Consider the following 13,553-nt stretch of genomic DNA (forward strand, 5'->3'; position numbering starts at 1 on the left):
CCCAATCCGCCCGCACTCAGTCCGCCCGCGCCCAGCCGGTGACGCCGGGACGCGGGAGCGGCCCCTCCGCCGCGCTGTCCCATGCCTCCGCGGGCGCCGGGCCGACGAGCGTCATGTCGCCGCGCAGGAGGTTCAGCAGCACGGGAAGCTGGTCGATCCGCACCGGCCGCATCCACCGGCCCAGGCGGGTCGGCGCGCGCGAGGCCTCCTCGGTGCTCCGGAAGGCGAGGAGCTGGAAGCGGCGCCCCGCGTGGCCGATGCGGTACTCGCGCTGCAGGACGGGTCCCGGGCCGTCCAGGCGGACGGCCAGGGCGACCAGCAGCAGGAGCGGCAGGGCGAGCGCGAGCAGGAGAAGCGCGACCGTCACGTCGACGGCGCGGAGGCCCAGAGAGACGGCCGCCGCCTCGGGCGGCGGGTCGGCGAGGCGGAGGATCTCGGCGTTGTTCCGATCCCGCAGGAGAGAGTCGGGCACTGGTCGGGTCCGTCATCGGCTGTGACAGGCTTAGCGCGGTTGCGGCCTGTGCGATGCAGCATATGACATCGTCCCGCCAAAACGGTGTGACGGTTGTCCGACTTGAGCGGTTCGTGAATCCCCTTGCGCGCCCGTCATTCCGGCAAGCCGAACAAGGGCAGCAAAGACCCTTCCCCTGTGGCGGATCGGGTCAGGACAGGACGGAGACGAGGCCGACGATTCCGGCCCAGAGAAGGGCCGAGAGGGATCCTATGACGAGGATCGCCGTCCGCAGCGGGAGGCGCCCCTCCTCGTCGCCCGGGAGCGCGAGGTCATAGGAAGGGTTGGAGGGCGCGAGGGGGGCGGTGTTGGCCTGCACGACTGCTCTCGATCCGAAACGTTGCCCTGTTCTAGGGCTCGGCATGGATCCGGCGCCAAGCAGCTTTTGTCAGTTTTGGTAACGAATATCTAACGAAAGCTGGTGGCCCGCTCGCTTGCTGCCGCCGGCGAGGGCCCACTAGACCACCGGGGATCGCGGAGGGAGAAAGACACGATGCGCCGCCGCCTCCTGCCCGCCCTCGCGGCCGCCGGCCTCGCGGGCTCCTGCCTCGCGCCACGGGCCGCCCGCGCGCAGGAGGCCCTGACCGTCTTTGCTGCGGCGAGCCTCACCGACGCGATGCGCGCCCTCGGCGAGGCTTGGCGGGCGGCGGGCCACCCCCCTCCCCGCCTTTCCTTCGCCGCGTCCTCCGCCCTCGCGCGGCAGATCGAGCAGGGGGCGCCGGCGGACCTCTTCGCCTCGGCGGACGAGGCCTGGATGGACTATCTCGAGGAGCGCCGCCTCCTCCTGGAAGGCACGCGGGTCAGCCCGCTCGCCAACAGCCTCGTCCTCGTGGCCCCCGCCGACCGGGCGGCGCCCGTGGCGCTCGCGCGGGGCACGGACCTCCTCGCCCTGCTCGGCCCGCGCGGGCGTCTCGCGGTGGGCGATCCGTCCAACGTGCCGGCGGGCCGCTACGCCCGGGCGGCGCTGACCTGGATGGGCGCCTGGGACGCGCTGGAGCCGCGCCTCGCGCGGGCGGACAACGTGCGCTCCGCCCTGCTGCTGGTGGAGCGCGGGGAGGCGCCGCTCGGGATCGTCTACGCGACCGACGCGGCGGCCTCCCCCGGCGTGCGCGCGGTGGGCACCTTCCCCCCGGAGAGCCACCCGCCGGTCACCTACCCCTTCGCCCTCACCCGCCGCGCCGCGGGGAACGCGGCCGCGCGCGCCTTCCTCGCCTTCGCCACGGGGCCGGAGGCCGCGGCGACCTACGGGCGGCTCGGCTTCGTGCTGCGGGCGCCCTAGCGGCCATGGTCCTCGCGCCCGAGGAATGGGAGGCGGTCCGGCTCAGCCTCGCCGTGGCGCTGCGCTCCGTCGCCTTCGGGCTGCCGCCGGCGGTGCTGGCGGCCTGGCTCCTGGCGCGGGGGCGCTTCCCCGGGCGGGCGCTGCTCGACGCGCTGGTGCACCTGCCTCTGGTGATGCCGCCGGTCGTCGTGGGCTGGCTGCTGCTCGTGACCTTCGGGCTGCGCGGGCCAGTGGGCTCGCTCTTGGACGCCTGGTTCGGGGTGCGCCTCGTCTTCACCACCGCCGGCGCGTCGCTCGCCACCGCCGTTATGTCCTTCCCGCTGATCGTGCGGGCGGTGCGGCTGAGCCTGGACGCCGTCGACCCCGGGCTGGAGGCGGCGGCGCGCACGCTCGGCGCCGGGTCGCTCGACCGCTTCGCGACGGTCACGCTGCCGCTGATCGCGCCCGGCATCCTCTCGGGCGCGATCACCGCCTTCGCGGCGGGGCTCGGGGAGTTCGGGGCGGTGATCACCTTCGCCTCCAACATCCCCGGCGAGACCCAGACCCTGCCGCTGGCGATCTACGCCGCGACGCAGACCCCGGGCGGCGAGGCGACGGCGGCCCGGCTGGCCGCGGTGTCGCTCGCCCTCGCGGTGGCGGGGCTGCTGCTCGCGGACCTCGCGGGGCGGCGGCTCGCGGTCGCGCTCGGCCGGCCCCTGCGATGATCGTGGGACGCTGATGCTGGAGGTCTCGCTGTCCCACCGCTTCGGCGGGCGGGAGGGCTTCCGGCTCGACGCGGGCTTCACGGCCCCGGCGCCGGGCGTCACCGCGATCTTCGGGCCGTCCGGCTGCGGGAAGTCGACGCTGCTCCTCGCCGTGGCGGGGCTGCTCCGGCCGGACGAGGGGCGGGTCGCGCTGGACGGGGCGGTGCTGCTGGACAGCGCCTCGGGCGTCGCGGTGCCGCCGGAGCGGCGGCGCTGCGGGGTGGTGTTCCAGGACGCGCGGCTCTTCCCGCACCTCTCGGTCGAGACGAACCTCCGCTACGGCGCCCGCCGCGCGCCGCAGGACGCGACCGGGCCGGAATTCGGGGAGGTGGTGGAGCTTCTCGGCATCGGCGCCCTGCTCGGCCGGCGGCCGGGCGCGCTCTCGGGCGGGGAGCGGCAGCGGGTGGCGCTCGGCCGCGCCCTGCTGTCGCGGCCGCGGCTGCTGCTGATGGACGAGCCGCTCGCCGCCCTCGACGCCCCCCGCCGGGCGGAGGTGCTGCCCTTCCTCGCCCGCGTCCGCGACCGCTTCCGCCTGCCCATGCTCCTCGTCACCCACGCGCTGGACGAGGTGGACCGGCTGGCCGACCACCTCGTGCTGATGGAGGCCGGGCGCGTGCTGGCGGCGGGCACGGTGGAGGCGCTCTCGGCCCGGACCGATCTGCCGCTGCTGGTGGGGCGGCGGGACGCGGGGGCGGCGCTCGCCTGCCGGGTGCTCGGGCACGAGCCCGCCCGCGAGCTGACGCGCCTCGGCTTCGCGGGCGGCGAGCTGCGCGTGCCGCTCCGCGCGGGCGTGGCGGGCGAGGCGATCCGGGTGCGTGTGCGGGCGCGGGACGTGTCGGTCGCGCTCGAGGAGCCGCGCGGGCTGTCGGTGCAGAACGTCCTGCCCGCGACCCTTCTCTCGGTCGAGGCGGCGGGGCCGCACGAGGCGATGCTGCGACTGGCGGTCGGGGAGGCGGTGCTGCTGTCCCGCGTGACGCGGGACGCGGTGCGGCGGCTGGGCTTGCGGCCGGGGCTGCCGGTCTGGGCCCTCGTGAAGTCCGCCGCCTTCGGGCCGGATGGCGAGGGCGGCTGAGGGCGTGGAGCGGGCGATGGGAATCGAACCCACGACATTCAGCTTGGGAAGCTGACGTTCTACCTCTGAACTACGCCCGCGCTCGGTGATCCGCGCCCGCGACAACTAGCGCAGGGCGCGGCCCCGCGCAATCGGCCGCACGATGGCGGCGGTGCGGGCCCGCCCGGTCAGCCGCGCGCCGTCAGACCCGCGCCGTCGCGGGGCGCGGCCGGGCCGCCGCGAGGCCGAGCAGGCCGAGGAGCACGAGGCCGAGGGAGGCGGGCTCGGGCACCGCGACCGCCCGGATCTCGGCCGTGTTGAGCGGGCCGAGCCGCGCGCCCGGGGCGTCGATGGTCAGGTAGTCCGCCAGGTAGTCGCCGAGCGTGAGATTGTAGGCCTGCCCCGCGGCGTCGCGCAGGATCCAGGGCGTGACGACCTTCGGGCAGACCGGCGGCGTGCCGGAGGAGCAGGGGCCGGGGCTGTGGCCGGCGCCGAAGAACGCCTCGAAGACGGTCGGCACGACGGAGGCGGCCGTGAAGGCGGGCGAGGCCGCGCCGAAGTCGCCGACGATGCCCGCGCCGTCGCTGGCGGGGTCGACGATGAAGCCCACCGCGTAGCGGCCGGGCGTGAAGCTGTTGTTGTCGAAGATGGCGACGGTGACCCCCGTCTGCGGGTTCTCCAGCGCGCTCTGGATGCTGTAGCTGGTGCCGCCGACGGTGATCGTGGCGGCGGTGGGCGCGTAGGCGCGGAAGCCGTTGAAGGGCCCGCCGAGCGCCGGGGCTAGGTTGGGGCTGGCCGTGTCGAAGAGCGCGCGGATGGTGAAGGGGGTCGGGCTGGTGAAGAAGCTCGGGCTGGCGGCGGAGGCGGGGTTCAGGGCCTCGTCCGTGTCGAAGCCGCCGGTGTAGACGAGCTCGAACGGGGCCGCGCGTGCGCCCGTCCCAACGAGGGCGCCGAGGGCCAGCCCGGCCGCGACGACATACCCGATGCTTTTCATGAGCCTTCCTCCTTGCGCGGGAAAAGGATCATGACCTTGCGGCGCCAAAATTAACCTATGTGGCAAGGCCCGCCGCGCGTTCTGCGGGATAGAGCCGGGACGGACCGGAACCGGCCCTTGCCAGGCGGGGCGGCCGGGGACTATCTCTGCGGGCCTGCCGCGCGTTACCGCCGGCCGGGCGCTCGCGATTTGTCGGCCAGCTTGCGGCGAGCTTAAAGAAACGCGCTAAACGGCTGTGGCGGGGCTCATCCCTCGCCCAACCGGGCCATCCGTGCCCGGCCCGGTCGGGCCGTTCTTGATCGATGGAATGCCCGTCATGCCCAGGACCCTCCCGAACGCCCTGCTCCGCCCCGCGACCCTCCTCGTGCGCGGCGGCCAGAACCGGTCCTCCTTCGACGAGATGTCGGAGCCGGTGCACCTGACCTCGGGCTTCATGTACGAGAGCGCGGAGCAGGCGGAGGAGACCTTCCTCGGCACGGTGCAGCACTTCCAGTATTCCCGCTTCGGCAACCCCACGATCGAGGCCCTGCAGAACAAGCTCGCGGCGCTGGAGGAGGCGGAGGCCTGCCGCGTCACGGCCTCGGGCATGGCGGCGGTGCACGGGGCGATGCTCGCGCACCTCAAGACCGGGGACCGGGTGGTGGCGTCGCGCGCGCTGTTCGGCTCCTGCCACTGGATCGTCTCCACCCTGCTGCCGCGCTACGGCATCGAGACCGTCTTCGTGGACGGCACGGACCTCGACCAGTGGCGCGACGCCTTCCGCAAGCCCGCCGCGATGGTGCTGCTGGAGACGCCGTCCAACCCGATGCTGGAGCTGGTGGACCTGCCGGCCGTCGCCGCGCTCGCGCACGCGGCGGGCGCCGTGGTGGTGGTGGACAACGTCTTCGCGACCCCGCTCCTGCAGAAGCCGCTCACCCTCGGCGCGGACGTGGTGGTCTATTCGGCCACCAAGCACTTCGACGGCCAGGGCCGCGTGCTGGGCGGGGCCGTGCTGGGCAGCCGCAAGTGGGTGGACGAGGTGCTGCAGCCCTTCATCCGCAACACCGGGCCGAGCATCTCCCCCTTCAACGCCTGGGTGATCCTCAAGGGGCTGGAGACGCTGCACCTGCGCGTGCCCGCCATGTGCGCCAACGCGGCGCGGGTCGCGGACTTCCTGGCCACGCGGGCGGAGGTGTCGCGCACGCTCTACCCCTTCCTCGACAGCCACCCGCAGCAGGCGCTGGCGCGCGCGCAGATGTCGGCGGGCGGCACGCTGGTCACCTTCGACGTGGCGGACCAGGGGGACGGCGCGAAGGCCGCCGCCTTCCGGGTGCTGAACGCGCTGAAGCTGGTCGACATCTCCAACAACCTCGGCGACGCCCGCAGCATGGTGACCCACCCCGCCACCACCACCCACATGAAGGTGGGGCCGGAGGAGCGGGCGCGGCTCGGCATCAACGACGGCACGGTGCGCCTCTCGGTCGGGCTGGAGGACGTGGACGACGTGATCGAGGACCTCGCCCAGGCGCTCGACGCCGCGCGCGACGGGCGGCGCGCGGGCGGCGGGGCGGCCGCGGCGGTGCCGCGCGCCGCGGGCCCGACACGCTGAGCGGGCGGGCCCCGGCGATGGCGCTTCCGCACGAGGGCCGGGCCGCATGAGCGAGCCCGGCGCCTTCACGGCCGTGACGCGGGGCCTGCGCGTCACGGTCCGCAGCTTCTACCTCGTCGACCAGTCGGACCTGGAGGAGGGGCGCCACGTCTGGGCCTACCGCGTGCGGATCGCCAACGAGGGGCGGGACACGGTGCAGCTCCTCAAGCGGAGCTGGACCATCACGGACGCGCTCGGCCGCACGCAGCACGTCCACGGCGACGGCGTGGTGGGGGAGCAGCCCGTGCTCGAGCCCGGGGAGGTCTTCGAATACACCTCGGGCACGCCGCTCGCGACCCCCTCGGGCTTCATGCGCGGGACCTACCACATGGTCGTCGCCGCCAGCGGCGAGCCCTTCGACGCGGAGATCCCCGCCTTCAGCCTCGACAGCCCGCACGGGCGCGGGGCGCTGAACTAGCGTTCCGCCCGCCGGCCCCGCGGCCGAGAACCTCGGCGCCCCCGGCTTTCACAAACGCGATACCGCGCCCATCTTCGGGGCGCGGCGCGCCGCCGAACGACGCGCCCTAAGGAATGCCGACGTGACCGAGCAGAACCCCCCCTCCCCCGACCGCACCAGCGCCCGCTCCCGGCTGCGCGCGGAGCTGGTGCGGCCCAGCCAAGCCGAGGCGGAGGCGGCGGTCCGCACCCTTCTCCTCTGGGCCGGCGACGACCCGGACCGCGAGGGGCTGGTCGACACGCCCGCCCGCGTCGCGCGCTCCTACCGGGAGCTCTTCGCGGGCTACGACGTCGACCCCGTGCAGCTCCTGCAGCGCTCCTTCGAGGAGGTGGCCGGCTACGACGAGATGGTGGTGCTGCGCGACATCCGCCTCGAGAGCCACTGCGAGCACCACATGGTGCCGATCATCGGCCGGGCGCATATCGGCTACCTGCCCCGCGGCCGCGTGGTCGGCATCAGCAAGCTCGCGCGCGTGGTGGACGCCTTCGCCAAGCGCCTGCAGATCCAGGAGAAGCTGACGGCGCAGATCGCCAACGCCATCCAGGACGTGCTGGACCCGGTCGGCGTGGCCGTGGTGCTCGAGGGCTCGCACCAGTGCATGACGACGCGGGGCGTCCACAAGACCGGCGTCGCGATGGTGACGAGCACGATGCTCGGCGCCTTCCGCGAGGATCACGCGACGCGGCGGGAGTTCCTGTCGATCATCAACGGCCGGGCCAACACCTTCGAGGGCTGAGGCGCGGCCCCCCCCCGCCGTCAGCAGTCGCGGCGGAAGAAGCCGGCGGAGCGGTTCGCGCGCGCGGCATCGGCCGGGGAGCCGGTGGCGGCGGCCCGCTGCTCGGTGCCCACCGCGTTGGCGTAGGCCTCCTGGCAGTAGGGATCGGCCGCGGCGGGCGCGGCGGCGTAGCCCTGCTGCACCGGCACCGGCCGGCCGTAGGCGTCGCCCCCGCCGACATAGGCCGGCATCGGCGTGGCATAGGGGGTCGCTGCGTTGTAGGGCGTCGCGTAGCCCTGCTGCACCACGGTGGGCGCGTAGCCGGGGTTGGTGGCGTAGTAGGGGTCGCTCGGCGCGCAGGCCGCGAGGCCGGCCCCGAGGGCGAGGGCGGGAAGCAGGATCGAGAGGCGCGTGCGGGTCATCTGGGGGCTCTCCTTCGTCAGGAAGGAGAGCGCGCGGGGGCTGTTGGGGTTTCGATCCGGCCCCGGGCGCCAGCCCTCGGGCCCAGGCGCTAGCCCTCGGGAAGGTCCTGGCGCTGGATGCCGTCGGGGGAGTCGATCGGCGCCACCGGGGCGGTGGGCGTGGTCTCGAGCAGCCAGTCGCGGAGGTTGCGGCGGACCTGGACCTCGAACTCCACGTTCAGGTCCTCCATGGCGCGGCTGACCAGCGTCTCGGCCACGCGCGCCCGGGCGGCGGCGCCTCCGCCCGCGCCGATGATCCCGCGCCTTGCCTCCGCCTCGGCGTAGGCAAGGCGGCGGTCGTTGTCGAGCACCTCCACCCGCGCGCGGAGGAGGACGGCCACGGCGTCGCCCGAGCGGATGAGGTTGGCCGTCTCCACGACGAAGCGCGCGCGCCCGGCGGTGCCCGAGGGGATGATGCGGTCCCGCCCCATGCGCGCCACCTCGGCCGAGGGCAGCAGCGGCGCGGGCGGGTCGACGCGCGCGTCCGGCGGGTTGTCCAGCACCTCGAGCTCCGCGACGTTCAGGCGGAGCGGCGTGAGGTAGGCGTAGCCCTCGATGCGCGGCAGCCCCGGCGACGGCTCCTCCCGCCCGCCGCAGCCCGGGAGGGCCGCCAGCAGGAGCAGCGGGGCCGCGATCACGAGGCGGCGCCCCAACGCGGGGGGCGCGGCGGGGCCGGGGTTCTGGCCAAGGTTCTGGTCGGTGGTGCCCTTCATGGAGCGGCGGATTCCCGGGTGGCTGAGCCCCGCGTTACCCGATCAGGCCCGGCCGGCGCCACCCCTCACCTCGCCGCGGTCGAAACGGAAGGCCAGGTTGCAGAACTCGCAGTTCATGGTGATCTGCCCGTCCTCGGCCATGTCGTCTAGGTCGCTCTCGGGGAAGCCCTGCAGCACCCCGGCCAGGCGCGCGCGCGAGCAGCGGCATCCGTAGGAGAGCGGGCGGGCCTCATCCACCAGCAGGCCCTCGGCGTGGAAGAGGCGGTGCAGCAGGGTCTCGGAGGGGAGGGCGTCGTCGAGCATCTCCTCGTCCTTGAGGGTGCCGGCGAGGATCGTGGCCGTCCGCCAGGCCTCGTCGGCCTCCTCGTCCTCCTGCCCGTCGATGCCGCCCTCGGCCGCCACGCGCTCGAGGATGAGGGCGGTGGCGCGCCAGCCCTGGGGCGTGCGTTGGCAGGCGAGGCGGACGAAGGCCTGGAGCTGCTCGGAGGTGCGGAAGTAGGAATCCGTCATGTCCGCCAGCGTGTCCCCTGCGATGGAGACGATGCCCTGGTAGCGGTCCATGTCCGGGCCCTGGTCGCAGGTGAAGGCGAGGTAGCCCTTCCCGAGAAGCTGGCTCGCCTCCCCCCGGGGGGCGCTGCCCTCGGCCGGGCGGGCGTAGCCGCGGAGGTCGCCGGCGTCGGTGCAGTCGGCGAGCAGCATCGGCACCGGGCCGTCGCCCTTCGCCTGAAGCGAGAAGGAGCCCTGGAACTTCAGCGCGGCGGCGAGGCCGGCGGTGAGCGCCAGCGCCTGGCCGAGCAGGCGCGCGACGTCCACGGGCAGGTCGTGCCGGCCGATCAGCGCCTCGGCCAGGGTGCCCAGGCGCACGAGGCGGCCGCGGACCGGCCGGCCCTGCAGGTGGAAGGGCAGGATGGCGCGGGGCACCACCGTGTCCGGCACCGGCGGGCGCTCGTGGTTGAACAGGGCGGGGGTGTCGGAGGGGAGGGTCGCGTCTTGCACCCGCCCTACATAGGCAGCGAAGGGGGGCGGTGACAGGTCCCGCCCCTCTCGCCGGTCGGTCCAGGGCGCCGGTCAGTAGAGGGCGGTGGGCGGCAGCCCGTCCCGCATCTCGTCCAACACGCCGCGCACGCCCTCGGTCCGGTGGGCGATGGCGAGCAGCCCGCGGCGCACGGCCGCGGAGCGGGCGAAGCCCTGGAGGGACACGACGCCGTCCCGCACGGAGACGTAGGTGTAGAAGGTGTCGGCCCAGGGCTGCTCGCGGATCTCCCGCCCGATGGCCTCGCGCAGGCGCTGGTCCTCGGCGGTGCCGGCCGCGAGGGGGGCCGGCGGCACCAGTAGCGCCTTGAGGAGGTCCGAGCGAGAGACGAGGCCGACGAGCTGGCCGTCCCGCAGCACGGGCACGCGGCGGATGGCGCGCTCCTCCATGAGATGGGCGACGTGCTCGACCGAGGTTTCCTCGGTCACGGTGATGACGTTGCGGGTCATCACGTCCTCGGCGAGCATGCCGTTGACCTGGGCGTAGCGCTCCGCGTCGCGGTCGCGGTTGCCGAAGAGGCGGCGGAGCCAGCCCGACTTCCCGTCCTCGGCGCCGCTCAGGCGGCGGATGAGATCCAGCTCGGTCACGATGCCCAGCAGGGCGCCGGCCGGGGAGATCACGGGCACGGCGGAGATGCCGCGCTCGGACAGCAGCTGCGCGACGGCGTAGACGGGCATGGAGGGGGCGATGCTCACCACCTCGCGCGTCATGAGGTCGCGGGCGGTGAGGGATTCCATGACGAGGGCGGACATCGGGGCCTCCTGGGCTGTGCCTGGAGGCGACGCTAGGCGCCTGCGGCGGGCCCGGCCTTGATCGGGATCAAGCCCGGGCCCGCCGCGGGCCGGGCGCTCAGCCCAGGCCGAGCGCCCAGAGCAGCACGCCCTTCTGCGCGTGCAGCCGGTTCTCGGCCTCGTCGAAGACCACGCTCTGCGGGCCGTCGATCACCTCCTGCGTGATCTCCTCGCCCCGGTGGGCGGGCAGGCAGTGCATCACCACGGCGTCCGCCGCCGCGTGGCGCATCAGCGCGGCGTTGAGCTGGTAGGGCGCCAGCAGGTTGTGGCGGTTCACCGCGGCCGCGTCCGGCTTCTCGTCCGACATGGAGACCCAGGTGTCCGTCACCACGCAGCGCGCGCCGCGCACGGCCGCGGCGGGGTCGTCCGTCTCCTCGATCCGCGCGCCCTCGCGCCGGGCCCAGGCGACGAGCTCCGGCGGCGCGCGGAGGCTGTCGGGGGTGGCCAGGCGCAGCGTGAAGTCGAAGCGCGCCGCGGCCTGGATGAAGGACTGCGCGACGTTGTTGCCGTCGCCGGTCCAGGCCACCGTCTGCCCGGCGATCGGGCCGCGGTGCTCCTCGAAGGTGAGGACGTCGGCCATGATCTGGCAGGGGTGGGAGACGTCGGTCAGGCCGTTGATCACCGGCACCGTCGCGTGCTCCGCCAGGCCCCGCAGCTTCGCGACGTCGTCGGTGCGGAGCATGATGGCGTCGACGTAGCGGGACAGCACCCGCGCCGTGTCGGCCGGCGTCTCGCCGCGCCCGAGCTGCATGTCGCGCCCCGAGAGCACCACGGCGTGGCCGCCGAGCTGGGTAATGCCCACCTCGAAGGAGACGCGGGTGCGGGTGGAGGGCTTCTCGAAGATGAGCGCGATGCTCTTCCCCGCCAGCGGCTTGCCCGCGACGCGCCCGGACTTCGCGTCGCGCGCGAGGTCGAGCATGCGGCGCAGCGTCGCCGTGTCGAAGTCCATCACCTCCAGGAAGTGGCGGGGGGCCACCGGTCCCCCGTCCACGGTCTTGAGCGCCGCACTCACTTCGCGGCCGCCTTCGCCTCGCTCGGCGTCAGCCGCAGGCAGGTGCGGTCGAGCAGGCGCAGCGCCTCGTCCACCTCGGCCTCGGTGACCACGAGCGGGGGCGCGACGCGCAGCACGTTCATGCCGGCGGCGACCGTCAGCAGGCCCTCGGACAGGGCCGCGCCCTGCATCTCGCCGTTGGAGACGGCGTCGGTCAGGCGAAGGCCCAGCAGCAGCCCCGCCCCCTGCACGCCCGCGACCACCTTCGGGTGGCGCGCGGCGAGGTCGAGCAAGCCGCGCCAGAGGTGGCGCGCCACGCGGTCGACGTTGTCGAGGAAGCCGGGCGCGAGGATCACGTCCAGCACGGCGTTGCCGGCCGCGCAGGCCAGCGGCCCGCCGCCGTAGGTGCTGCCGTGGGTGCCGGGCTTGAGGTGCACCGCCACCTTCTCCCGCGCGAGCGTCGCGGCCAGCGGGAAGCCGCCGCCGATGCCCTTGGCGGAGGACATGATGTCCGGCTCGATCCCGGCCCACTGGTGGGCCCAGAGCTTGCCGGAGCGGCCCATGCCGGTCTGCACCTCGTCCAGCGCCAGCAGCAGGCCGAACTCGTCGCAGGTGGCGCGGAGCTCCTGCAGGAAGCGGAGGTCCGCCGGGCGCACGCCGCCCTCGCCCTGCACGGGCTCGATCATGATCGCGGCCGTCTCCTTCGTGATCGCCTGTCGCACGGCGTTCATGTTGCCGAAGGGGACGTGGTCGAAGCCGTCCACCGGCGGGCCGAAGCCCTCGAGGTACTTCTTGTTGCCGGTGGCCGAGATCATCGCGAGCGTGCGGCCGTGGAAGGCGCCCTCGAAGCAGATCGTGCGGAAGCGCTCGGGATGGCCGGCGTCGGCGTGGTACTTGCGCACCGCCTTCACCATGGCCTCGTTCGCCTCGGCGCCCGAGTTGGAGAAGTAGACGCTGTCCGCAAAGGGCGTCGCCTCCACGAGGCGGGCGGCGAGCCGCTCGGCCTGGGGGATGCGGTAGAGGTTGGAGCTGTGCATCACGCGCCCCGCCTGCTCCGCGATGGCGGCGACGAGGTGCGGGTGAGCGTGGCCGAGGCTGCTGGTCGCGATCCCCGAGCCGAAGTCGAGGTATCGTCGCCCCTGCCCGTCCCACAGCCAGGCGCCCTCACCCCGCTCGAAGGCGAGGTCGGCACGGTTGTAGTTCGGCATCAGGGCGGGGATCACGCGGCGTGGCCCTCCGGTAAGGCCCGCGGGCGGTGCGGGTGTCGCGTCGCCGGGCGGGGAAGCGCGGGAGGATGGCGGAAAGGGCCCGCGCGGTCAAAGGATGCAGGGGGTGGCCCGATCACGGGCCAGGGACGCGGCCGCCGCATGGCCGGCGCCGCAACCCCGGCGGCGGGGCTTGCGCGGGGCGGGCACGGAAAAGGGGGCCGCCGGAGCGGCCCCCCTTCCGTTACGCGGGAACCAGGGTTCAGCGGCCCTGGGTGGTGAAGGCGGGCTCGCCACCGGGGCCGGTTGCGCCCGTGCCGGTCGTGGTCGTGCCCGTCGCGCTGCTCGGCGTCACGGCGCGGCGCGGCGCGGAGGCGGCGGCGCGGTGGGTGCCGCGGTGCGCGCGGCGGGCGGCCGGGCGGCAATCGGCCGGGTCGGTCGTGCCGAGCGCGCGGGAGACGGCGGTGCCGGGCGGGTTGCCGGGGGTGCAGTCCGGGCGGTTGTCGACGTTCAGCGGGTCGCCGATGCGCTCGTTGGTGCGCTCGGCGGCGCGGCCGACCGCGGTGCCGGGCGGGTTACCGGGGCGGCCGTCGGCCGGGGTGCGGTCGCCGGTCACGCTGTCGGCGGCGCGCTGCGTCATGGTCGAGGGCGGGTTGCCGGGCGTGCCGTCGCGGCGGTTGGCCGTGTTCAGCGGGTCGCTGCTGCAGGCGGCCAAGCCGATGACGGCCAGGGCAAGGGTGGTAGCGCGGAGCGTGACGGATGACATCAGGTCTCTCCCGGATCGGGTTGTTGCGGCCTCGCGATTGAAGCGGGACCTGTCGGGGCAACGCGTCAGTTGTGCCGCGGTTCCTTCTCGGTATCGAACCGTTTCGCCCAATAGGCCGGAATGTCACAATCGGACGCGGCGCGCCCCGCCTCCCCGCGGGGCGGCCGGGCACGAAAAAGGCCCGGGCGGGAAGCCCGGGCCTCGTCGTCGCGCCGC

16 protein-coding genes, 1 tRNA gene and 1 riboswitch are annotated in these 13,553 nt (G+C 74.5%); of the genes, 6 read left to right on the forward strand and 11 right to left on the reverse strand.

Translation table 11 applies throughout. The features are described 5' to 3' along the window. Positions 1–16: 16 nt before the first annotated feature. Together EAH89_RS11090 and EAH89_RS31195 are read right to left on the reverse strand one after the other, a co-directional pair. Entirely contained in the window at positions 17–472 is a 456-nt protein-coding gene (locus EAH89_RS11090) for a sugar transferase (RefSeq protein WP_140882934.1), read from the reverse strand. A gap of 190 nt (positions 473–662) precedes the next feature. After that, positions 663–830 carry a hypothetical protein gene (locus EAH89_RS31195; RefSeq protein ID WP_161993550.1) on the reverse strand — a complete coding sequence of 56 codons (168 nt, stop codon included), beginning with the start codon at positions 828–830 and terminating at the stop codon, positions 663–665. 174 nt (positions 831–1,004) lie between these two features. Between EAH89_RS31195 and modA the strand changes: the two genes are divergently transcribed. From modA to modC, 3 genes are read left to right on the forward strand one after another with little or no spacing between them, the layout of a single operon-like run. Continuing rightward, positions 1,005–1,790 carry a molybdate ABC transporter substrate-binding protein gene (gene modA / locus EAH89_RS11095; RefSeq protein WP_140882936.1) on the forward strand — a complete coding sequence of 262 codons (786 nt, stop codon included), beginning with the start codon at positions 1,005–1,007 and terminating at the stop codon, positions 1,788–1,790. A gap of 5 nt (positions 1,791–1,795) precedes the next feature. After that, on the forward strand, positions 1,796–2,494 hold the full coding sequence (gene modB / locus EAH89_RS11100; RefSeq protein ID WP_140882938.1) for a molybdate ABC transporter permease subunit: 699 nt from the start codon (positions 1,796–1,798) through the stop codon (positions 2,492–2,494). 13 nt (positions 2,495–2,507) lie between these two features. After that, a complete protein-coding gene (modC, locus tag EAH89_RS11105) occupies positions 2,508–3,605 on the forward strand; it encodes a molybdenum ABC transporter ATP-binding protein (RefSeq protein ID WP_140882940.1) in 1,098 nt (365 codons plus the stop codon). A 5-nt stretch (positions 3,606–3,610) separates the two neighbouring features. On the opposite strand, the gene EAH89_RS11110 is transcribed toward modC, so the two are convergent. Both EAH89_RS11110 and EAH89_RS11115 read right to left on the reverse strand, forming a co-directional pair. Then, positions 3,611–3,685 (reverse strand) — tRNA-Gly (locus tag EAH89_RS11110). Positions 3,686–3,786: 101 nt separating this feature from the next. After that, a complete protein-coding gene (locus EAH89_RS11115; RefSeq protein ID WP_140882942.1) occupies positions 3,787–4,578 on the reverse strand; it encodes a PEP-CTERM sorting domain-containing protein in 792 nt (263 codons plus the stop codon). Positions 4,579–4,749: 171 nt separating this feature from the next. Next, positions 4,750–4,827: riboswitch (SAM riboswitch) on the forward strand. Positions 4,828–4,894: 67 nt separating this feature from the next. Here EAH89_RS11115 and metZ point away from each other — a divergent pair. From metZ to folE, 3 genes are all read left to right on the forward strand, one after another. Further along, positions 4,895–6,166, forward strand: a complete 1,272-nt coding sequence (metZ, locus tag EAH89_RS11120) for an O-succinylhomoserine sulfhydrylase (RefSeq protein WP_140882944.1) — start codon at positions 4,895–4,897, stop codon at positions 6,164–6,166. A 46-nt stretch (positions 6,167–6,212) separates the two neighbouring features. Then, a complete protein-coding gene (gene apaG / locus EAH89_RS11125) occupies positions 6,213–6,623 on the forward strand; it encodes a Co2+/Mg2+ efflux protein ApaG (RefSeq protein ID WP_140882946.1) in 411 nt (136 codons plus the stop codon). 172 nt (positions 6,624–6,795) lie between these two features. Next, positions 6,796–7,398: a GTP cyclohydrolase I FolE gene (gene folE / locus EAH89_RS11130; RefSeq protein ID WP_241666975.1), complete on the forward strand. Its 603-nt coding sequence runs from the start codon at positions 6,796–6,798 to the stop codon at positions 7,396–7,398. A 20-nt stretch (positions 7,399–7,418) separates the two neighbouring features. On the opposite strand, the gene EAH89_RS11135 is transcribed toward folE, so the two are convergent. The 7 genes from EAH89_RS11135 to EAH89_RS11165 form a co-directional block, all read right to left on the reverse strand. After that, a complete protein-coding gene (locus tag EAH89_RS11135; RefSeq protein ID WP_140882950.1) occupies positions 7,419–7,799 on the reverse strand; it encodes a hypothetical protein in 381 nt (126 codons plus the stop codon). Between the two features lie 89 nt (positions 7,800–7,888). After that, positions 7,889–8,551 carry a hypothetical protein gene (locus EAH89_RS11140; RefSeq protein WP_140882952.1) on the reverse strand — a complete coding sequence of 221 codons (663 nt, stop codon included), beginning with the start codon at positions 8,549–8,551 and terminating at the stop codon, positions 7,889–7,891. A gap of 42 nt (positions 8,552–8,593) precedes the next feature. After that, positions 8,594–9,547: an Hsp33 family molecular chaperone HslO gene (gene hslO, locus EAH89_RS11145; RefSeq protein WP_140882954.1), complete on the reverse strand. Its 954-nt coding sequence runs from the start codon at positions 9,545–9,547 to the stop codon at positions 8,594–8,596. 72 nt (positions 9,548–9,619) lie between these two features. After that, the gene (locus tag EAH89_RS11150) at positions 9,620–10,336 is read right to left on the reverse strand and encodes a CBS domain-containing protein (RefSeq protein ID WP_140882956.1); all 717 of its coding nucleotides are present in this window, start codon (positions 10,334–10,336) and stop codon (positions 9,620–9,622) included. Between the two features lie 97 nt (positions 10,337–10,433). Further along, positions 10,434–11,387 (reverse strand): ornithine carbamoyltransferase, encoded by a 954-nt coding sequence (gene argF / locus EAH89_RS11155; RefSeq protein ID WP_140882958.1) that lies wholly within the window; start codon positions 11,385–11,387, stop codon positions 10,434–10,436. Further along, a complete protein-coding gene (locus EAH89_RS11160; protein WP_194152321.1) occupies positions 11,384–12,589 on the reverse strand; it encodes an aspartate aminotransferase family protein in 1,206 nt (401 codons plus the stop codon). The genes argF and EAH89_RS11160 overlap by 4 nt, the downstream gene beginning before the upstream one ends. A 244-nt stretch (positions 12,590–12,833) precedes the next feature. Beyond that, positions 12,834–13,337 carry a hypothetical protein gene (locus EAH89_RS11165; protein WP_140882960.1) on the reverse strand — a complete coding sequence of 168 codons (504 nt, stop codon included), beginning with the start codon at positions 13,335–13,337 and terminating at the stop codon, positions 12,834–12,836. Positions 13,338–13,553 lie beyond the last annotated feature (216 nt).

Source organism: Muricoccus nepalensis, from assembly GCF_006438825.1.
Taxonomy (GTDB): Bacteria; Pseudomonadota; Alphaproteobacteria; order Acetobacterales; family Acetobacteraceae; genus Roseomonas; species Roseomonas nepalensis.

Coding starts and splice junctions, on each gene's coding strand:
- EAH89_RS11140 (WP_140882952.1), bottom strand. CDS start 8,551: ATGAAGGGCACCACCGACCAGAACCTTGGCCAGAACCCCGGCCCCGCC.
- modA (WP_140882936.1), top strand. CDS start 1,005: ATGCGCCGCCGCCTCCTGCCCGCCCTCGCGGCCGCCGGCCTCGCGGGC.
- metZ (WP_140882944.1), top strand. CDS start 4,895: ATGCCCAGGACCCTCCCGAACGCCCTGCTCCGCCCCGCGACCCTCCTC.
- modC (WP_140882940.1), top strand. CDS start 2,508: ATGCTGGAGGTCTCGCTGTCCCACCGCTTCGGCGGGCGGGAGGGCTTC.
- EAH89_RS11115 (WP_140882942.1), bottom strand. CDS start 4,578: ATGAAAAGCATCGGGTATGTCGTCGCGGCCGGGCTGGCCCTCGGCGCC.
- EAH89_RS11135 (WP_140882950.1), bottom strand. CDS start 7,799: ATGACCCGCACGCGCCTCTCGATCCTGCTTCCCGCCCTCGCCCTCGGG.
- EAH89_RS11165 (WP_140882960.1), bottom strand. CDS start 13,337: ATGTCATCCGTCACGCTCCGCGCTACCACCCTTGCCCTGGCCGTCATC.
- modB (WP_140882938.1), top strand. CDS start 1,796: ATGGTCCTCGCGCCCGAGGAATGGGAGGCGGTCCGGCTCAGCCTCGCC.
- EAH89_RS11150 (WP_140882956.1), bottom strand. CDS start 10,336: ATGTCCGCCCTCGTCATGGAATCCCTCACCGCCCGCGACCTCATGACG.
- apaG (WP_140882946.1), top strand. CDS start 6,213: ATGAGCGAGCCCGGCGCCTTCACGGCCGTGACGCGGGGCCTGCGCGTC.